Origin of the sequence: Bosea sp. NBC_00550 (assembly GCF_026020075.1) — a bacterium.
GTDB lineage: Bacteria > Pseudomonadota > Alphaproteobacteria > Rhizobiales > Beijerinckiaceae > Allobosea.
Genome location: NZ_CP102772.1, coordinates 2385070 through 2403054, shown reverse-complemented (window position 1 = coordinate 2403054; position 17985 = coordinate 2385070). Strand labels below are relative to the sequence as shown.

Here is a 17985-nt window from a genome sequence, read left to right as displayed (position 1 = left end):
GGTCATTGTCCCAGGCGTTCGAGCAGGGCCGGGACGTGGACCTGGTCGGCCTTGTAGTTGCCGGTGAGGGCGTACATCACGAGGTTGATGCCGGCGCGAAGCGCCATCTCGCGCTGGCGCGGATCGGCGCCGGAAAGCGGCACCAGCCCTTCGCCGCGCTTGTCGATGGCCCAGGCCGAGGCGAGGTCGTTGGCGGTGATGATGATGGGCGAGACATTGTCGCCGGCGCGCGCCGGGCGGCGGCCGTCATTGTCCGCCGGCGGAAGCGTCTCGACCCAGGTCGTGCCCGTGTCGTAGCGGCCGATGAGCTCGTCGAGGATGTAGAAGGTCTTGGTCAGGACGTGGTCGCGCGGCAGCGGCTCGAGCTCCGGGATGTCGAGCGTCTGCAGCATGCGCTTGAGCTGGTCGCCCTCGGGCGTGGTGCCGCCGCCCGGCCGCGCGCTCATGGCGTCGCGCGTGTCGAAGATCACGAGGCCGCCACCCTTCATATAGGCTTCGAGCTTGCGCAGCGTCTCGGCCGAGGGGATCGGCCGGCCCGCGACGATCGGCCAGTAGAGCACCGGGAAAAAGGCGAGTTCGTCGCGCTCGACATTGACCCCGACGGCATCGCCGGGCTCCAGCGCCGTGCGCGCGCCGAGCACGGTGTTCAGGCCGGCGAGGCCGGCCTTCGACATGTCGTCGACGGCCCTGTCGCCGGTGACGACATAGGCGAGCCGCGTCACGGCGCCATTGGCGAGGAGTTCGCGCGGGATCGGCGGGCGATTATCGGCGGGCGCGGCCGGGGCGGGCTGGGCGCGGGCGATGTCGGGCAGGAGGCCGCCGGCAAATGTCAGGGCCAGGAGGATCGCGGCCGGCGCAGCCGCCTTGCGGATGCGGCCGAGATTGAGCCGTCCGCCGAGCCAGAGCGTCGCCAGCGTATCCACGATCAGCAGCAGCAAGGCGAGCACCAGCAGCGGCGGGCGGGCATCGCGCGCGACGGGCTCGTCGATCGGCAGGATCGGCGCGCCGAGGCCGGCGAGGTCCAGGGCTGCGAGTGTATCGTTCGGCGTCAGCGCATTGACGGCAAGCGAGCCGTCGGTGGGGCCGTAGAGGCCGGGCGGGTGGGCCAAGGTGGCGCGGCCGGCATAGTTGCGGGCAACGGGCTGGCTCGTCGCCGGCGGGGTGCGGAAGCGGCCGCTTCCGTCGAGCACGCGGGTCGGCGACAGCGTCTCCACGCGAGTCTCGTCGCTCTGCGCATCGGCGGCGGGCCCCGTGCCGGCGAGGTTCACGACCCTGCGCAGCATATCCACGAAGAGGACCGAGAGCGGCAGGTTCGACCAGGTCGTGTCGGCGGTGACATGGACCATGGCGATGAGGCCGTCGCCGCGGCGCTCGCCGGTGACGACCGGCGTGCCGTCCTCCAGCGCAGCCCAGGTCTTGCGCGAGAGGTTCGGCTCCGGCTCGGCCAGGATCTGGCGGGTGACGCGGATGTCGTCATTGATGATCAAGCCGAAGAAGGGGCTCTCCCGGGTGAGGGGCGCGAGCTTACGCGGCGTCTCCCAGGACAGCCCGCCGCCCAGCGTCCGGCCGCCCCGGCGCAGGCGAACCGGCGTCAGGTCGTCGGACGAGGCGGCAAGGCGCGCGCCGGCGAAGCGCAGCAGCACGCCACCGCGGGTGACGAAATCCGAGACCTTGGCGCTGGTGTCGCGGTCGAGCGCGCCGATATCGGCGAGCACGAGCACCGAGAGGTTCTGCGCGAGAAGCTCTCCGACCGGATCGGTCGAGCCCTGGCGCGGCTCGCGCACCTCGGCGAAGGGCTGGAGCGCGCGCGAGATGTAATAGGTCGGCGACAGCAGGGGCTGGGCGGTATCGGCGGTGGAACCCGAGACGATGCCGACGCGGCGGCGTTTCGCGCGATCATCGAGCAGGGCCACCGCGCCGGCGCTATTCTCGCCGACGATCTCCAGGCGCGAAACGGCGTTGCGGACCTCGATGGGCAGGGTCAGCCGCGCTGTCGTCTGCAGATTGGAGCCTTCGAAGATGAAGGGCACATCGCCGAGCGGCAGGCCTTTAAGGTCGAGCGCACGGACCTGTCCGGTCGCGGGAGCACTCGCCGTCGGGCGCAGGACCTTCACGCTGAGAGCACCGGCGAGATTGTCGGGCGCGGCGAGCGCGAGCTGGCCGGGCGGCCCGGCATGGATCGAGAGGCGGCGCGCATCGGCAATCTGCTTCAGCCGCGCCTGGAAGCTGCCATCGTCCGCCATCGCGAGGCCATCGGATATCCAGACGATCTCGGCCTCGGGCGCGGTCTGCAGGAAGGCCTCGACGCGCGGCAGATGGGCGGCGCGGTCGGGCGCGTGAGGTTGAAGCGCCAAAGCCCGCAGCCGATCGAGGGCGGCGCGGGGTTCCGCGAGCGTGATGGCTGCCGGAGCCTCGGCGAGGCCGAGGATGGCGACGGGGCGGCCTTCGCGCGTCGCGGCAGCGATGCGCGATTCGGCGACGGCGATGCGCTCGGGCCAGTCGGCGGCGGCGCCGAAGCCGTTATCGACGAGCAGGAGGACCGGGCCGCGCAGCGGTGCGCCTTCACGCGCCGGATTCCAGATCGGGCCGGCGACCGCGAGGATGGCGAGCGCAGCCGCCGTCATGCGCATGGCAAGCAGCCACCAGGGCGTATGGGCCGGCAATTCCCGCTTGGCGACGAGGTCCGCCATGATCTTGAGCGGCGGGAAATCGATGCGGCGCGGGCGCGGCGGCGTCACGCGCAGGATCAGCCAGAGGGCCGGCAGCAGCGCGAGCGCTGCCAGGGCGAGCGGGGCGGAGAAACTCAAGGGGAGGGCGCTGAACATGGCGGGTCCCCTAGAAGCCCGACGCGCCGCGCGAGGCGGCGACGAGGCTGGCGATCCGCAGCACGGCTTCGCTGGCGGGACGATCGGTGCGGTGGAGCGTCAAGGTCCAGCCGGCCTTGCGGCAGGCCTCCGCGATCGCTTCGCGATGGGCAGCGAGGCGCTGGCGATACTCTTCGCCCCAGGAGCCGGCGTCGCCGACGCGCAGCGTCAAGCCGTCCTCGAGGTCGAAGAGCTCGGCCTGGCCGGTGAAGGGGAAGGTTTCCTCGATCGGATCGGCGATCAGCAGGACATGCCCGCGCGCGCCTGATGACGCCATGGTCGCGATGCGCTGCGCCAGCGAGGAGGAGGGTGAAAGCCCGTCGGTGATGATGATGGCGTCGGCCAGCCGCGGCAGCGGCCCGCCCGGCGGCAGATCGGCGTCGCCGCCGCGGCTGTCGGCGACGATGGCCTGGGCCAGCAACTCGACGATGCGGCGCGAGGCAAGCGCCCGCGTCAGGCCGAGATGGCCGACGCGCTCGCCACCCTCGACCATCGCTTCGGCCAGGGCGAAGCCGGTGACCAGCGCACGGTCGATCTTCGAGGCCATCGCCAATGAGGAGGCGAAACCCATCGATGGCGAGCGGTCGATCCAGAGCCAGATCGAGTGGGAAGCCTCCCATTCGCGCTCGCGGACGAAGAGATGGCCGTCCCGCGCCGAACGGCGCCAGTCGATGCGCGAAGCCGATTCGCCGGCGACGAGCGGTCGGTACTGCCAGAAGGTTTCGCCCGGCCCGGAGCGGCGCCGGCCGTGGATGCCGTGGATGCTGGCGGAGACGCGGCGGGCCTCGAGGATCAGGCGCGGCAAGCGCGCGGCGAGGTCGAGCGACTCCGTCAGGATCGGCTTGGCCGGCTTCCGTTCGCTCGAACCCAGGACGCGCGTGCGCAGCATCGACCTATCCCAGCCGTTCCACGAGCCTGCCGATGACGCGCTCGACCGTCTCGCCATCGGCGCGAGCGGCGAAGGTCAGGGCGATACGGTGCTTCAGCACGGGCAAAGCGAGGGCGGCGACATCGTCCACCGAGGGCGCGAGCCGGCCCTCGACCAATGCGCGGGCCCGCACCGCGAGCGTCAGCGACTGGCTGGCGCGCGGGCCGGGACCCCAGGCGAGCTTCTCGGTGACGGCGGCGTCGCCTTCGCCGGGGCGGGCGGAGCGGACGAGGTCGAGGATCGCATCGACGACGGCCTCGCCGACCGGCAGGCGGCGAACCAGGCGCTGGATCGACATCAGCGTCTCCGCCGTCATCGCCTGGGACGGCTTGTATTCGGTGGCGCCGGTGGTTTCGAGCAGGATGCGGCGCTCGGCCTCGCGGTCGGGATAGCCGACATCGATCTCCAGCAGGAAGCGGTCGAGCTGGGCTTCGGGCAGGGGATAGGTGCCCTCCTGCTCGATCGGGTTCTGCGTCGCCAGCACATGGAAGGGCGCGGGCAGGTCGTAGCGCTCGCCGGCCACGGTGACGTGGTGCTCCTGCATCGCCTGCAGCAGGGCGGACTGGGTGCGGGGCGAGGCGCGGTTGATCTCGTCCGCCATCAGGAGCTGGGCGAAGACCGGGCCCTTGATGAAGCGGAAATGGCGCTTGCCATCGGCGCTCTCGTCGAGAACCTCGGAGCCGAGGATGTCGGAGGGCATCAGGTCGGGCGTGAACTGAACGCGCCGCGCCGCGAGCCCCAGCACCGTGCCCATCGCCTCGACGAGCTTGGTCTTGGCGAGGCCGGGCACGCCGACGAGCAGGCCGTGGCCGCCCGCGAGCAGCGTGACGAGAGAGAGATCGACGACCTTCTGCTGGCCGAAGATGACCTGGCCGATTTCCTTGCGCGCCGCGCCGATGGCACCGAGCGCGGCTTCGGCCGCCTCGACGATGCCGCTGTCGAGATCGATCGGGGAATTGCTCTCGCTCGCGCGGGCCTGTACCGCCATGTCGGTCTCCTTCACTGTCGCGGGCCGTTGCGCCCCTATGCGAACCGATCGATGTGTTCCGCCGTTGACTGTGGACGGGCCACCCCGGCGGCTCAAGCGCCGAATGGGACGGTACACATCATCTCGGCTTCACGATTATGTGGAGTTCAAGGCAGAAACACGATGCAACCAATGTGCCGCAGCAGGTGGGGACGGGTCTTTCGATGACGGCTCCGGGCAATGCGATGGATCGGCTGATGGCCGCGATAGGCGGCGGCAAGATGCGCGGATTGCCGCCTGTCGAGCGCTGGAACCCGCCTTTTTGCGGCGATCTCGACATGCGTATCGCCGCCGACGGCACCTGGTTCTATCTGGGCACGCCGATCGGCCGGCCGGCTCTGGTGAAGCTGTTTTCCTCGGTGCTGAAGCGCGAGGGCGACGATTACTTTCTCGTGACCCCGGTCGAGAAAGTCGGGATCACGGTCGAGGACGCGCCGTTCCAGGCTGTCGAGATGCAGCTGGACGGCGAGGGCGACGGCAGGGGAATCGCCTTCCGGACGCAGGTCGACGACCTGCTCTGCGTCGGGCCGGAGCATCCCCTGCGTTTCGAGCGGGCTGCAAAGGACGGGCTGAAACCCTATGTCCATGTTCGGCACGGCCTCTGGGCCCGGCTGACGCGGGCGGTCACCTATGACCTGCTGGCGCTCGGCGAGGTGCGAGGGGCCGAAGGAGAGGCGATGTTCGGCATCGCCGCCGCCGGGCATTTCTACCCGGCGCTGCCGGCGAGCGAGATCGAAGGCATCGAGATTTGACGACCAACGGCCACGCCTTGAACCTCAGCACGGAGGCATTCGCGAAGCTGGCGCGCGAGCGCCTGCGCGCCGAGCCGCCCTTGCTCGGCGAGGTGATCGCGCGTCCGCGCGGCGACCATGAGAACCAGCCCCAGCCCGTGCCGATCCCCGACGAGAAGCGCGCGGTGCCGGCAGCCGTGCTGATCGGGATCGTGCCGCGCGAGACGGGGCCGACGGTATTGCTGACCCAGCGCGCCGCAGCGCTGCGCAACCATTCGGCGCAGGTCGCCTTTCCCGGGGGCCGCGTCGATGCCATCGATGGCTCCCCGGTGGTTACCGCCCTGCGTGAAACGGAAGAAGAGATCGGCCTGCCGCGGGAGCGCATCCGCACGCTCGGCTTCCTCGACGCCTATCTGACCGGGACCGGATATCGCATCGTGCCCGTCGTGGCGCTGGTCGAGCCGCCCTTCTCGTTGACGATCAACCGTCACGAGGTCGACGAGGCCTTCGAGACGCCGCTTTCCTTCCTGCTCGACCCCGCCAACCACAAGCGGGAAGGGCGGGAGTGGAAGGGACATTTCCGGACCTACTATGCGATGCCGTTCGAGGGTCGCTATATCTGGGGTGCGACCGCCGGCATGATCCGCAATCTCTACGAGCGGCTGGCCGGTTAGAATTCATGTCTCTGCGCCGAAAGCGCACCGGGGAACGACGAAGCCGATGCTGCGCGCGATCATCGAAGAGGTTCTGCTCTTCGTCCTGCCCTTCTGCATTTTCGCGGGCTATCTCGTCATCAAGAGGCGCAACCCCTTCGATGTCGAGCACTGGAGCCGGCATGCCTTCTGGCTCGCCGTCGTCGGCCTGCTGCTGTCGATCGCGGTCTTCGCCTATGGCGGCTTCTTCGCGCCGCGCAGCCAGGGCGCCTATGAGCCGCCGCATATGGAGAATGGCGTGCTCGTGCCCGGCCGCTTCAAATGAAACCCGAGCGTGAAAGCGCCATCGCGCGCTTTCTGGCCGAGCCGGTTCTGGTCCGGCTGCTGAGCGCGCTGAACGGCGAGGGCGAGGAAACCCGTGTCGTTGGCGGCGCGGTGCGCAATCTCCTGCTGGGAGAGGCCGCGAGCGATATCGACCTCGCCACCACGGCCCTGCCCGAGGAAACGATCAGGCGCGGCCGGAAGGCCGGTTTCAAGGCCGTTCCGACCGGGATCGAGCACGGCACGGTCACGCTGATATCGGGCGGTGCGACCTTCGAGGTGACGACGCTGCGGCGCGACGTCGAAACCGACGGGCGGCGCGCCAAGGTCGCCTTCGGGCGTGATTTCGCTGAGGATGCGCTGCGGCGTGACTTCACGATCAATGCGCTGGGGCTCGACCGGGACGGTGGGCTCCACGATTACAGCACCGGGCTCGCCGATCTCGCCGCCCGGCGCGTGCGCTTCATCGGCGAGGCGCAAACGCGCATTCGCGAGGACTATCTGCGGATCCTCCGCTTCTTCCGATTCCATGCCCGGTATGGTGTCGGTGCGCCCGATGCCGAGGGCTTGCGCGCCTGCATCGCGGGCCGCGCGGGGCTCGAGGGGCTGTCGCGCGAACGGGTCCGCGCCGAATTGATGAAGCTGCTGGTCGCGCCTGGGGCTGCGGCCACGCTCGATGCGATGGCAGGCGCCGGGCTGGTGATGCCGGTGATCGGCGCGGTGCCGCACCTTGCCCGTTTCGCGGCCGTGGCGCGAGAGGACGGCGAAGGTGTCCACCCGGCGTTCCGGCTGGCGGCCTTGGCCGTTTCGGTCGCCGAGGATGCGCCGCGATTGCGCGACCGGCTGCGGCTGTCGAACGACGAGTTCGACCGGATCGAGCGGATCGCGCTTGCCTTGGAAGCGCTCGGCGGCCGGGGCGAGCTACCCTCGCTCGCATGCTTTCGCCTGGTTGCCGATCGCGCCGGAGACGACGCGGCTGCCGCGGCCCTCGTGCTGCTCAATGCCATGGCGGGCGATGAAACCGGCCGTCATGTCCGGAGCCTCATCGGCCAGCTGGGAGCTACGCCGCCATTCCTGCCGCGAGGGCAGGATGTGGTGGCCCGCGGCGTGCCGAAAGGCGAGGGGATCGGACGGGTCCTGACGGAGACGCGCCGGCTGTGGATCGAGGCGGGGTGTCCGGCCGAGCGGCAGGCGCAGTTCGAGTTGCTCGACGCCGTGAGCCGGCAGGCGTTGGCTTAGGGCCAGCGCACCGTCGGCGGCATCGAGGACAGGATCGAATCGACATTGCCGCCGGTCTTCAGCCCGAAGATCGTGCCGCGATCGTAGAGCAGGTTGAACTCGACATAGCGGCCGCGGCGAACCTGCTGCTCTTGACGCTCGGCCTCGCTCCAGGGCTTGCCGATATTGCGGCAGAGGAGGTTGGGATAGATGTCGAGAAACGCCTCGCCCACCGCCTTGGTGAAGGCAAAATCGGCTTCCGGATCGCCTGTCCAGACATAGTCGTAGAAGATGCCGCCGATGCCGCGCGGCTCGTTGCGGTGCTTCAGGAAGAAGTAGTCGTCGCACCACTGCTTGAAGCGCGGGTAGTCAGCTACTGCGGGGAAACTCTCGCAGGGGCGGCGCATGGCCGCGTGGAACTCGCTCGAATCCGGGTCTTCCTGATTGCGCCTCGCAAAGAGGACCGGCGTCAGGTCGGCGCCGCCGCCGAACCACGGCTTCGTGGTGACGACGAAGCGCGTGTTCATATGCACGGTCGGAGCATGCGGGTTCCAGGGATGGGCGATCAGCGAGATGCCGGTGGCGTGGAACCGCGGATCCTCGGAGGCGCCGGGGATCTGCCCGGCGAAGTCGGGGTGGAAGCTGCCATGCACGGTCGAGACGTGGACGCCAACCTTCTCGAAGACCCGGCCCTTCATGATCGACATCACGCCGCCGCCGCCGGGTGCGCCGTCATGATTGGTGCGCTGCCAGGGCGTGCGGACGAAGCGGCCGGGCTGGTCGGCCTCGGCGGGGAAGGGGCCGCCCGCCTCGTCCTCGACCGCCTCGAAGGCGGCGCAGATACGGTCGCGCAGGCTTTCGAACCACGCCGCGGCGCGGGGCTTCATCGCCTCGACGACGGCCGGGTCGGCGGGCGGATTCTCAACGGGCTTGGGTGTGCTCATGGTCCGGTCCATCGCGGCGCGGGAAGCCGCCTGTCTGTCGCAACGCCTCGCCCATTACCATCGCAGCGGCCAGCGCGACATTGAGCGAGCGCAAACCCGTCCGCATCGGGATGTGCAGGCTCGTCTCGGCGGCCGCCTGCACCTCGGCCGTCACGCCGGCCGATTCGCGGCCGACCAGCACGACGTCGCCGGGCTGGAAGACGAAATCCGGCAAGGGGATCGCTCCGTCCGTTTCGGCGAGGACGAGGCGGTGGCCGTTCTCGCGACGCCAGCTGTCGAAAGCCGCGAAGGAATCATGCCGGGCGACGGCGGCGCGTTCGAGATAATCCATGCCCGAGCGGCGGAAATGCCGGTCCGAGACGTCGAAGGCGGCGGGCTCGACGATGTCGACGGCAATGCCGAGGCAGGCCGCCATGCGGATCATCGTGCCCGCGTTCTGCGGGATGTCCGGCTGGAAGAGGGCGAGACGCAACATGTCTGCTGTCATGCGGTGGCGAGCCGACATGCGTCAAGAACACTGGCGATCGCCCCGAAACGCGCCCATATCGCGGTCTCAATTCCGTCGTCATGCCGACCCAGAGGAGGGCGGACATGTTTGCCCCGCTCTTCCGCTGGCTCGAAAGCCGAATCGACGTCTTCGCTCCCTTCGACGAGCGGGAGACGCCGCCGCGTGGCGTCTGGCCCTTCATGTGGCACCACATCAAGGGTGTGAAGGGCTGGATGGCGGCGATCATGATCACCGGCCTCGGCTTCAGCGGCATCGAGGCGGCGATGTATCTGATGGTCGGCTGGTTCGTCGACCTGCTCTCGACCCAGTCGCCGGAGACGATCTTCCGCGACCATGGCTGGGTGCTCGCCAGCGCGGCCTTCCTGCTCGTAGTCGTCCGGCCGCTGATCTATTTCGCCAACCACGCCATCGTCGACCAAGTCGTGGTGCCGCAGATCACCAACCAGATCCGCTGGCGCAACCACGTCTACACGCTCGGCCACGCGCTGGGTTATTTCCAGAACGATTTCGCCGGGCGGCTGTCGGCCCGCGTCATCCAGGCGGGACAGTCGATCCGCGGCGCGACGATCGAGGTCATCGACGACCTCTGGTACGCGCTCGTGTTCGCGACCGTGGCAATCGGCTTCTTCGGCAGGACCAGCATCTGGCTGGCAATGCCGGTCATCGCCTGGCTCGCGGCCTATATCGCGCTGCTGATCTATTTCGTGCCGCGCGCCAAGGCGCGCTCGGAGGCGAATTCGTTCGGACGGTCGAGCACGACCGGACGCATCGTCGATTCCTACACCAACATCCTGACGGTGAAGCTCTTCGCCCGCAGCGACGCGGAACGCTCGGCCGTGCGCGACTCGTTGACGCGTTGGAACGCCTCCTTCCTCAACCTGTCGCGGCTGATCACCGGCGTCAGCGTCATCCTGCAGACGATGAACAGCCTGCTCGTCGTCGCGACCGCCTGGCTCGCGCTGCTGCTGTGGAGCCAGGGCGAGATGACGCCGGGCGCGGTCGCTGCCGCGATCGGCCTCGTGCTCAGGCTGGTGCAGATGTCGGGCTGGCTGATCCACCTCGTGCGCGGCATCTTCGAGAATATCGGCTCGGTGCAGGAGAGCATGGAGACGATCGCGAAGCCGCACGACCTGCCCGATGCGCCGGAAGCCGTGCCGCTGGTCGTCGACAAGGGGGCGATCAGCTTCGAGAAGATCCGCTTCAACTACGGCAGGGGTGGCGGGCTGTTCGAAGGGCTCGACCTTGCGATCAAGCCCGGCGAGCGGATCGGGCTCGTCGGCCCTTCGGGCGCCGGCAAGTCGACGCTGGTGAACCTGCTGCTGAGGCTCTACCCGCTCGAGGGCGGGCGCATCCTGATTGACGGCCAGGACATCGCCCATGTCACGCAGGACTCCTTACGCGCCCAGATCGGCATGGTGACGCAGGATAATTCGCTGCTGCACCGCTCGATCGGCGACAACATCGCCTATGGCCGCATCGGCGCCAGCGAGGCCGAGATCGTCGCCGCGGCGCGGCAGGCGGCGGCGCACGAGTTCATCCTCGGGCTCGGCGACCAGGATGGACGGCAGGGTTTCGATTCGCGCGTCGGCGAACGCGGCGTGAAGCTTTCGGGCGGCCAGCGCCAGCGCATCGCCATTGCCCGCGTGCTGCTCAAGGACGCGCCGATCCTGATTCTCGACGAGGCGACCTCAGCCCTGGATTCGGAGGTCGAGGCGGCGATCCAGCAGCAGCTCACCGCGCTGATGCAGGGCAAGACCGTGATCGCGATCGCGCACCGCCTCTCGACCATCGCGGCGCTGGACCGCCTGATCGTGCTCGACAAGGGCCGTATCGTCGACACCGGCAGCCATGAGGAGCTGATCGGGAGCGGCGGGCTCTATGCCCGGCTATGGGCACGGCAATCGGGCGGCTTCCTTGCCGCCGCCGATCCGGAAAAGCTCGCGGTCTGAAGTCCCCGCCAGAGGTCTGTGCGCCATGCATGGGCGGGACGTTCGCGACAGTAGACTTCGTCCAATCTGCATGTCAAAGAGCCGATGGTGACGCACCGCCGCATTGCGGCGGCAGCGGCGCGCCCCTATGAGGGCGACAGGCGACAATTTCGAGCTGTTACAGCTCGCAAGACGTGTAAGAGGATTGGATCGTGGCGAACGCGACCGATACATCGACCGGAACAACCCGCCGCGATTTCCTGATGCTTGCGACCGGCGCCTTTGGCGCCGTCGGCCTCGGTGCCGTCGTCGTGCCGCTGATCAGCCAGCTCGCCCCCGATGCGCAGACCGTCGCCGCCGGCGCGCCTGTCGACGTCGATCTGGCGCCGATCGCGGAAGGCCAGGCGATCAAGCTGTTCTGGCGCGGCAAGCCGATCTTCGTGCGCCACCGCACCAAGAAGGAGATCGACGAGGCCCTGGCCGTCGACGTCGCGACGCTGCGCGACCCGCAGACCGACCAGCAGCGCACCAAGGCCGGCCACGAGCAGTTCCTTGTCGTCTTCGGCAACTGCACCCATCTCGGCTGCATTCCGTTGGGCACCGCGCCCGGCGAGTCCAAGGGCGACTATGACGGCTGGTTCTGCCCGTGCCACGGCTCGCACTACGATTCCTCCGGCCGCATCCGCAGGGGCCCGGCACCGCTCAACCTGCCGGTTCCGCCTTACGCCTTCACCGCGGACACCAAGATCAAGATCGGCTGAGCAATGCGCTCGACGCTTTCCCGCCAAGATGAGACAGCCTTGAGGCATTCTTCATGAGTGGTCACAGTTCCTACGTCCCGAAGACCGGCATCGAGCGCTGGCTCGACGCGCGTCTGCCGATCATCCGCCTCGCGCATGACTCGGCGGTGTCCTACCCGGTCCCGCGCAACCTCAACTATCTCTGGACCTTCGGCGGCATCCTCGTGTTCATGCTCGTGGCGCAGATCGTCACCGGCATCATCCTGGCGATGCATTACACCGCCAATTCGCTGCTGGCCTTCAATTCGGTCGAGCACATCATGCGCGACGTGAACTATGGCTGGCTGCTGCGCTATCTGCACTCCAACGGCGCCTCGATGTTCTTCGTCGCCGTCTACGTGCACATCTTCCGCGGGCTTTATTACGGCTCTTACAAGGCGCCGCGCGAGGTGCTCTGGATCCTCGGCGTGGTGATCTTCGTGCTGATGATGGCGACGGCCTTCATGGGCTACGTGCTGCCCTGGGGGCAGATGTCCTTCTGGGGCGCGACCGTCATCACCAACCTGTTCTCGGCGCTGCCGGTGATCGGCGAGACGATCGTGACCTTCCTGTGGGGCGGCTACTCGGTCGACAACCCGACGCTGAACCGCTTCTTCTCGCTGCACTACCTGCTGCCCTTCATGATCTTCGGCGTGGTGATCCTGCACATCTGGGCGCTGCACGTCGTCGGCCAGAACAATCCGTCGGGCGTCGAGGTGAAGAACGTCGCGAAGGACACCGTGCCGTTCACGCCCTATGCGACCGTCAAGGACATCCTCGGCATGGTCGTGTTCATGATCGTGTTCTCGTGGTTCGTGTTCTACCAGCCGAACTTCATGGGCCATGCCGACAACTACATCCCGGCGAACCCGGCCTCGACGCCGGCGCACATCGTGCCGGAATGGTACTTCCTGCCGTTCTACGCGATCCTGCGCGCCATTCCCGACAAGCTCGGCGGCGTGATGGCGATGGGCGCGGCGATCGTCGTGCTCGCCTTCCTGCCCTGGATCGACACCTCCAAGGTGAAGTCGATGAGCTACCGGCCGATCGCGCGCCAGCTCTTCTGGGCCTTCCTCGTGGTGTGCATCGGCCTGGGCTATCTCGGCGCCATGCCGGCGGAAGGCGGCTACGTCATCGCCTCCCAGATCTTCACCGTGCTGTATTTCGGCTTCTTCGTCGCGCTGTTCGTCGTCGGCCTGTTCGAGCGGCCGAAGGCGCTGCCGACCTCGATCGCCGATTCCGTGCTGGCCTCCGCCAAGGGTGGTTCGGCGGTGCGCATCGCGACCGCCACCGCTGCCGAACCGAACGTCAAGGGCTGACGGAACCATGAGCAGAACATCGTTTCGTCTCGCCCTCACCGGGCTTGCCGCCGGCCTGTCGCTGGCGCTGTTCCAGCCGGCGGCGCAGGCAGCCGAGGGCGGACCCAGGCCGCCGGCGCTGAACTGGTCCTTCGCCGGACCTTTCGGCAAGTTCGATCGCGCGCAGCTTCAGCGCGGCTTCAAGGTCTACAAGGAAGTCTGCGCGAGCTGCCATGGCGCCAGCCTGGCGGCCTTCCGCAACCTGTCGCAGCCGGGCGGCCCCGAATTCACGCCCGGCCAGGTCGCAGCGCTGGCCGCGACCTATCAGATCAAGGACGGCCCCAACGAAACCGGCGAGATGTTCGACCGGCCGGGCCGGGCGGCCGACCGCTTCCCGTCGCCGTTCCCGAACGAGCAGGCGGCGCGCGCGGCCAATGGCGGCGCCTACCCCCCGGATTTCTCGGTCCTGGCCAAGGCCCGCACCTATACGCGCGGTTTCCCGACCTTCGTGTTCGACATCTTCACCCAGTATCAGGAGCAGGGGCCGGACTACATCCACGCCCTGCTCGTCGGCTACAAGGAGCCGCCGGCCGGCTTCCCGGCGCTCCTGCCGGGGCAGAACTACAACGAGTACATGCCCGGCCATCTGATCGCGATGCCGAAGCCGCTCTCGGACGGGCAGGTCGAGTATCCGAAGGGGCCGGACGGCAAGTCGCCGGTGCCGGAGACGGTCGATCAGTATGCCCGCGACGTCTCGGCCTTCATGGTCTGGATGGCGGAGCCGCATCTCGAGGCGCGCAAGCGCCTGGGCATGCAGGTGATGATCTTCCTCGTGATCTTCGCGGGGCTGCTCTACTACACCAAGAAGAAGGTGTGGTCGCGCATGCCGGACGGCTCGCCGGCTCACTGAGCAGCGTCGCTCCTATGCGTAAAGCCCCTCATGCTTGTGATCAGGTGACCCTGTTGGCTTAAGTCATTTTCGCGAGCACGGACACTCACAATAGGTGGCGGCGCAGCCGCGCCGCCACCGGTCCGCCGCGTTCACGTCAGTTGGCGGGCGATTGTTTAGGCTGTCAGGTGATGCGCTCGGCCGATGCGCTCGCGACCCTCCGCCCCGATGCCGGCCATCTGAATCACATGCCCGGACACATCTATGTGCTGTGCGGCGACTACGAGCGCGCCAGGATCGCCAGCGAGAAGGCGATCGCCGCCGACGACATCTATGCCGGCTATGCCGGCTCGTTCAATTTCTACGTCACGGCGCGCTGCCACGACCTGCATCTGATGATGTTCACCTGCATGTTCATGGGGCAGTATGCGCCGGCCCTCGCCGCCGCCGACAGGATCCGCGAAATCCTGACGCCGGACATCCTCGGCGTGCAAGGCCGGCCGAAGCTCGCCATGACGACGGAAGGCTACTACTCGATGAGGATGCATGTGCTCGTCCGGTTCGGGCGCTGGCACGACATCATCGCGGAGCCTTTCCCCGGCGATCCCGCGATCTTCCGGGCCTCGATCCCGATGCATCACTATGCGCGCGGCATCGCCTTCGCCACGCTCAAGGACTTCGCTCGCGCCGAGGAAGAGCGCCGGCTATTCCGGGAGAGCTACGAGCGCATCTCGGAAACGCACCGGTATCTCAGCAACTATGCGCGGAACACGCTGTCGGTCGGGCAGGCCATGCTCGATGGCGAACTCGCCTATCACAAGGGCGATCACGAAGAGGCCTATGTCCATCTGCGCGAAGCGGTGCGCCGCGACGACAATCTCGGCTACACCGAGCCCTGGGCCTGGATGCACCCGCCGCGCCACGCGCTGGCCGCGCTCCTGATGGAGCAGGGCCATGTCGTCGAGGCCGAGGGGGTCTATCGCGACGATCTCGGCCTGAGCGGCAGGGTGCAGCGCTGCACCCAGCATCCGGACAATGTCTGGGCTCTCCACGGCCTCGTGGAATGCCTCCGGCGGCGCGGCGAGGAAGCCGAGCTTCCGGCTCTGGAGGCGAAGCTTGCGCTTGCGCTGTCCAAGGCCGACGTGCCGATCACCTCGTCCTGCCTGTGCCGCCTGACGACCGCGGAACCCCTCTGCTGCTGTTCCGCGTAAGGCCCAGACATCTCGTCCGGGCGCTTGCGCGGCGTGGGGTCGGCGCCGGCCGCTCGATCCGGCCCGTTTAGGAAAATCCTAATCACCACAGCAAGATTTCGTATTTTTACAGTGCTGACGCCGCCGGTAGACCAATGCCGGGATTGGGATTTCTCCCAAAGAAATTCTCCAGATTCGGCGGGAGGCGGATAATGTCAGTTGAGCAGATCGACACGCTCGTCATCGGCGCCGGTCAGGCTGGAATCGCGATGAGCGAGCATCTGGACCGGGCCGGTGTCCCTCATGTCGTTCTCGAGAGGAGCCGCATCGCCGAACGCTGGCGTTCCGAACGATGGGACACACTGGCCGCGAACGGGCCAGCCTGGCACGATCGGTTTCCGGGCCTCGCGTTTTCCGATGTGAATGACCAGGTCGGCCCCAATGACTTCCCGTCGAAGGAAACGGTTGCAGACTATTTCGTCGCCTACGCCAGGAAGATTGCGGCACCGATCCGCTGCGGCGTCGAAGTCCGGCATGTCGAGCGGATTGCCGGCCGGCCCGGATTCCGCGTCGAGACGTCGGCAGGAATGATGGAGGCCAACCGGATCGTGGTCGCGACCGGCCCCTTCCAGTGCCCGACTATTCCAGCCTTGGTTCCGCCGGAAACGGGGATGTTGCAGATGCACTCCACCGCTTATCGCAATCCCGGCCAGCTTCCCGAGGGCGCCGTGCTGGTGGTCGGGTCGGGCTCTTCGGGGACGCAGATCGCCGAGGAATTGCTGGAGTCGGGGCGGCGCGTCTACCTGTCCGTCGGCCCGCATGATCGCCCGCCGCGCGCCTATCGCGGCCGCGACTTCTGCTGGTGGCTGGGCGTTCTCGGTAAATGGGACGCTTCTGCGCGGGAGCCCGGAACGGAGCACGTCACGATCGCGGTCAGCGGGGCGAATGGCGGTCACACGATCGATTTCCGGCGCCTGGCGGCACGGGGAATGCTCCTCGTCGGGCGGACGCAAGCCTGCGAGAATGGCGTGGTCGGCTTTGCCCCCGATCTCGTCGAGAATCTCGGGCGCGGCGACGCGAATCTTCATGCCTTGCTGGACGAGGCCGATGCCTACGTCGCCCGCAACGGCCTCGACCTGCCGGAAGAACCGGAGGCGCGCGCCGTGGTCGCGGATTCCGATTGCGTGACAAATCCCATCGCCTCGCTCGATCTGGCGCAGGCCGGGATCAGCACGATCATCTGGGCGACGGGCTTCTCCTCCGACTACAGCTGGATGGAGGTCGACGCTTTCGACGAAAGCGGCCGCCCGCGGCACCAGCGCGGCGTCTCGTCAGAGCCCGGCGTCTATTTCCTGGGGCTGCCCTGGCAGTCGCGCCGAGGGTCGAGCTTCATCTGGGGCGTGTGGCACGACGCCAAGTATCTGGCGGACCAGATCACGATCCAGCGCAACTACGCAGCCTATCACGCTGCCATGCAGCGCGAACTCGAGAGCGCGTGAGCGTCGAACAGGAACTTGAGTTCGTCGCGCGGCCCCCATGGCGGTTCGCGTCGAGCATGGTCCGACTAAGGAGGCCACATGGCACATACCCGCATCCGCAAGTTCAACACCAAGGAAACCTACCCGGAGCAGAAGCTCGACAACGACCTGGCGCAGGCGGTCGTGACCCGGGGTGGCCGCATCGTCTGGCTGCGCGGCCAATGTCCGCAGAACCTCGACGACGCCGTCAACATCGACAGCCATGACCCGGTCGAGCAGACCCACAAGGTCATGCAGAACATCAGGCAGCTCATCGAGGAAGCCGGCGGCAGGATGGAGCACCTGGTCAAGGTGGTCGTCTACCTGACGGATGTACGCCACCGCGAGGCGGTCTACCGCACCATGGGCGAATACATCAAAGGCGTGCACCCCGTTTCGACCGGCCTCGTCGTGCAGGCGCTGGCCCGGCCGGAATGGCTGGTCGAGATCGACGGCACCGCCGTCATTCCGGATTAGGAGCTCACAGGCCGATGACCTTTTCCCTCGTCGCCCGATGCGCACGGACCGGCATGTTCGGCGTCGCGGTCTCGTCTTCCTCGCCTGCGGTCGCCGCGCGCTGCTCCTATGCACGCGCCGGGGTTGGAGCGGTGGCCTCGCAGAACGTCACGGACCCGACCCTGGGTCCCCTGGCGCTCGATCTGATGGAAGAAGGCCGGAGCGCGGCGGAAGCCATCGCCGAGATCCGGAAACGCGGCCGGTTCGTCGAATACCGGCAGGTGCTGGCGGTCGACCGGAACGGGACGGCGGCGATCCATTCCGGCCCCCGATCGCTGGGCATCTGGACGTCGGCGCAGGCCGAGAACGTCGCCTCGGGCGGCAATCTCCTGGCCAATGACGGCGTTCCGCAGGCGATCGTCGACGGCTTCCTCGCAAGCTCCGGCTCCGGCCATCTGGGCGACCGGCTGATAGCCGCCATGCGCACAGGCCTCGCGGCGGGCGGCGAGGCCGGGCCCGTCCGTTCGGCGGGACTCAAAATCGTCGACAAGCTCAGCTGGCCGATCGCCGATCTGCGCTGCGACTGGACGGAAGACTGCCCCGTCGAGACGGTTGCGAAGGCCTGGGAGGTCTACAAGCCGCAGATCGAGGCCTATATTCAGCGCGCGCTCGATCCGCGGGAGGCGCCGTCCTACGGCGTGCCGGGCGACGAGTAAGCGGCCTTCCGGCGGCTC

General features: G+C 67.9%; 17 protein-coding genes. 12 read left to right on the top strand and 5 right to left on the bottom strand.

Going from position 1 to position 17985, the window contains the following annotated elements; translation table 11 throughout:
• Positions 1-2: 2 nt before the first annotated feature.
• The 3 genes from NWE53_RS11520 to NWE53_RS11510 are packed head-to-tail and all read right to left on the bottom strand — an operon-like array spanning position 3 to position 4780.
• Positions 3-2825: a DUF4159 domain-containing protein gene (locus tag NWE53_RS11520; protein ID WP_265054429.1), complete on the bottom strand. Its 2823-nt coding sequence runs from the start codon at positions 2823-2825 to the stop codon at positions 3-5.
• 10 nt (positions 2826-2835) lie between these two features.
• Entirely contained in the window at positions 2836-3753 is a 918-nt protein-coding gene (locus tag NWE53_RS11515; RefSeq protein WP_265054428.1) for a DUF58 domain-containing protein, read from the bottom strand.
• 4 nt (positions 3754-3757) lie between these two features.
• Positions 3758-4780: an AAA family ATPase gene (locus NWE53_RS11510; protein WP_265054427.1), complete on the bottom strand. Its 1023-nt coding sequence runs from the start codon at positions 4778-4780 to the stop codon at positions 3758-3760.
• A gap of 203 nt (positions 4781-4983) precedes the next feature.
• Between NWE53_RS11510 and NWE53_RS11505 the strand changes: the two genes are divergently transcribed.
• From NWE53_RS11505 to NWE53_RS11490, 4 genes are read left to right on the top strand one after another with little or no spacing between them, the layout of a single operon-like run.
• Entirely contained in the window at positions 4984-5571 is a 588-nt protein-coding gene (locus tag NWE53_RS11505; RefSeq protein ID WP_265054426.1) for a DUF1285 domain-containing protein, read from the top strand.
• Positions 5568-6224 carry a CoA pyrophosphatase gene (locus NWE53_RS11500; RefSeq protein WP_265054425.1) on the top strand — a complete coding sequence of 219 codons (657 nt, stop codon included), beginning with the start codon at positions 5568-5570 and terminating at the stop codon, positions 6222-6224. Before NWE53_RS11505 ends, NWE53_RS11500 begins: the two co-directional genes overlap by 4 nt.
• 46 nt (positions 6225-6270) lie before the next feature.
• Positions 6271-6528: a DUF6111 family protein gene (locus NWE53_RS11495; protein ID WP_265054424.1), complete on the top strand. Its 258-nt coding sequence runs from the start codon at positions 6271-6273 to the stop codon at positions 6526-6528.
• A complete protein-coding gene (locus NWE53_RS11490; protein ID WP_265054423.1) occupies positions 6525-7763 on the top strand; it encodes a CCA tRNA nucleotidyltransferase in 1239 nt (412 codons plus the stop codon). Before NWE53_RS11495 ends, NWE53_RS11490 begins: the two co-directional genes overlap by 4 nt.
• On the opposite strand, the gene hemF is transcribed toward NWE53_RS11490, so the two are convergent.
• The gene (gene hemF / locus NWE53_RS11485; protein ID WP_265054422.1) at positions 7760-8686 is read right to left on the bottom strand and encodes an oxygen-dependent coproporphyrinogen oxidase; all 927 of its coding nucleotides are present in this window, start codon (positions 8684-8686) and stop codon (positions 7760-7762) included. The two genes, NWE53_RS11490 and hemF, sit on opposite strands and share 4 nt — an antisense overlap.
• Entirely contained in the window at positions 8664-9161 is a 498-nt protein-coding gene (locus NWE53_RS11480; RefSeq protein WP_265054421.1) for a tRNA (cytidine(34)-2'-O)-methyltransferase, read from the bottom strand. The genes hemF and NWE53_RS11480 overlap by 23 nt, the downstream gene beginning before the upstream one ends.
• A 116-nt stretch (positions 9162-9277) precedes the next feature.
• On the opposite strand from NWE53_RS11480, the gene NWE53_RS11475 reads away from it, so the two are divergent.
• From NWE53_RS11475 to NWE53_RS11440, 8 genes are all read left to right on the top strand, one after another.
• On the top strand, positions 9278-11143 hold the full coding sequence (locus tag NWE53_RS11475) for an ABC transporter ATP-binding protein (protein WP_265054420.1): 1866 nt from the start codon (positions 9278-9280) through the stop codon (positions 11141-11143).
• A gap of 191 nt (positions 11144-11334) precedes the next feature.
• Positions 11335-11883, top strand: coding sequence for a ubiquinol-cytochrome c reductase iron-sulfur subunit (gene petA / locus NWE53_RS11470; protein WP_265054419.1), 549 nt, complete (start codon positions 11335-11337; stop codon positions 11881-11883).
• A 53-nt stretch (positions 11884-11936) separates the two neighbouring features.
• Entirely contained in the window at positions 11937-13220 is a 1284-nt protein-coding gene (locus tag NWE53_RS11465) for a cytochrome b (protein WP_265054418.1), read from the top strand.
• A 7-nt stretch (positions 13221-13227) separates the two neighbouring features.
• Positions 13228-14109, top strand: coding sequence for a cytochrome c1 (locus NWE53_RS11460; protein ID WP_265054417.1), 882 nt, complete (start codon positions 13228-13230; stop codon positions 14107-14109).
• A gap of 170 nt (positions 14110-14279) precedes the next feature.
• Positions 14280-15299 carry a tetratricopeptide repeat protein gene (locus NWE53_RS11455; protein WP_320109569.1) on the top strand — a complete coding sequence of 340 codons (1020 nt, stop codon included), beginning with the start codon at positions 14280-14282 and terminating at the stop codon, positions 15297-15299.
• 191 nt (positions 15300-15490) lie between these two features.
• Positions 15491-16777, top strand: a complete 1287-nt coding sequence (locus tag NWE53_RS11450) for a flavin-containing monooxygenase (RefSeq protein WP_265054416.1) — start codon at positions 15491-15493, stop codon at positions 16775-16777.
• A 78-nt stretch (positions 16778-16855) separates the two neighbouring features.
• Positions 16856-17272: a RidA family protein gene (locus tag NWE53_RS11445; RefSeq protein WP_265054415.1), complete on the top strand. Its 417-nt coding sequence runs from the start codon at positions 16856-16858 to the stop codon at positions 17270-17272.
• Positions 17273-17286: 14 nt separating this feature from the next.
• Complete coding sequence (locus tag NWE53_RS11440) at positions 17287-17967, top strand: DUF1028 domain-containing protein (RefSeq protein WP_265054414.1); 681 nt, start codon at positions 17287-17289, stop codon at positions 17965-17967.
• Positions 17968-17985 lie beyond the last annotated feature (18 nt).

Excerpts from the sequence above, each read along its gene's own strand:
- NWE53_RS11445 (WP_265054415.1), top strand. The coding sequence starts at position 16,856 with ATGGCACATACCCGCATCCGCAAGTTCAACACCAAGGAAACCTACCCG.
- NWE53_RS11490 (WP_265054423.1), top strand. The coding sequence starts at position 6,525 with ATGAAACCCGAGCGTGAAAGCGCCATCGCGCGCTTTCTGGCCGAGCCG.
- NWE53_RS11455 (WP_320109569.1), top strand. The coding sequence starts at position 14,280 with ATGCGCTCGGCCGATGCGCTCGCGACCCTCCGCCCCGATGCCGGCCAT.
- NWE53_RS11475 (WP_265054420.1), top strand. The coding sequence starts at position 9,278 with ATGTTTGCCCCGCTCTTCCGCTGGCTCGAAAGCCGAATCGACGTCTTC.
- NWE53_RS11440 (WP_265054414.1), top strand. The coding sequence starts at position 17,287 with ATGACCTTTTCCCTCGTCGCCCGATGCGCACGGACCGGCATGTTCGGC.
- NWE53_RS11515 (WP_265054428.1), bottom strand. The coding sequence starts at position 3,753 with ATGCTGCGCACGCGCGTCCTGGGTTCGAGCGAACGGAAGCCGGCCAAG.
- NWE53_RS11505 (WP_265054426.1), top strand. The coding sequence starts at position 4,984 with ATGACGGCTCCGGGCAATGCGATGGATCGGCTGATGGCCGCGATAGGC.
- NWE53_RS11520 (WP_265054429.1), bottom strand. The coding sequence starts at position 2,825 with ATGTTCAGCGCCCTCCCCTTGAGTTTCTCCGCCCCGCTCGCCCTGGCA.
- NWE53_RS11510 (WP_265054427.1), bottom strand. The coding sequence starts at position 4,780 with ATGGCGGTACAGGCCCGCGCGAGCGAGAGCAATTCCCCGATCGATCTC.
- NWE53_RS11495 (WP_265054424.1), top strand. The coding sequence starts at position 6,271 with ATGCTGCGCGCGATCATCGAAGAGGTTCTGCTCTTCGTCCTGCCCTTC.
- NWE53_RS11460 (WP_265054417.1), top strand. The coding sequence starts at position 13,228 with ATGAGCAGAACATCGTTTCGTCTCGCCCTCACCGGGCTTGCCGCCGGC.
- NWE53_RS11480 (WP_265054421.1), bottom strand. The coding sequence starts at position 9,161 with ATGTTGCGTCTCGCCCTCTTCCAGCCGGACATCCCGCAGAACGCGGGC.
- NWE53_RS11465 (WP_265054418.1), top strand. The coding sequence starts at position 11,937 with ATGAGTGGTCACAGTTCCTACGTCCCGAAGACCGGCATCGAGCGCTGG.
- hemF (WP_265054422.1), bottom strand. The coding sequence starts at position 8,686 with ATGAGCACACCCAAGCCCGTTGAGAATCCGCCCGCCGACCCGGCCGTC.
- NWE53_RS11450 (WP_265054416.1), top strand. The coding sequence starts at position 15,491 with ATGTCAGTTGAGCAGATCGACACGCTCGTCATCGGCGCCGGTCAGGCT.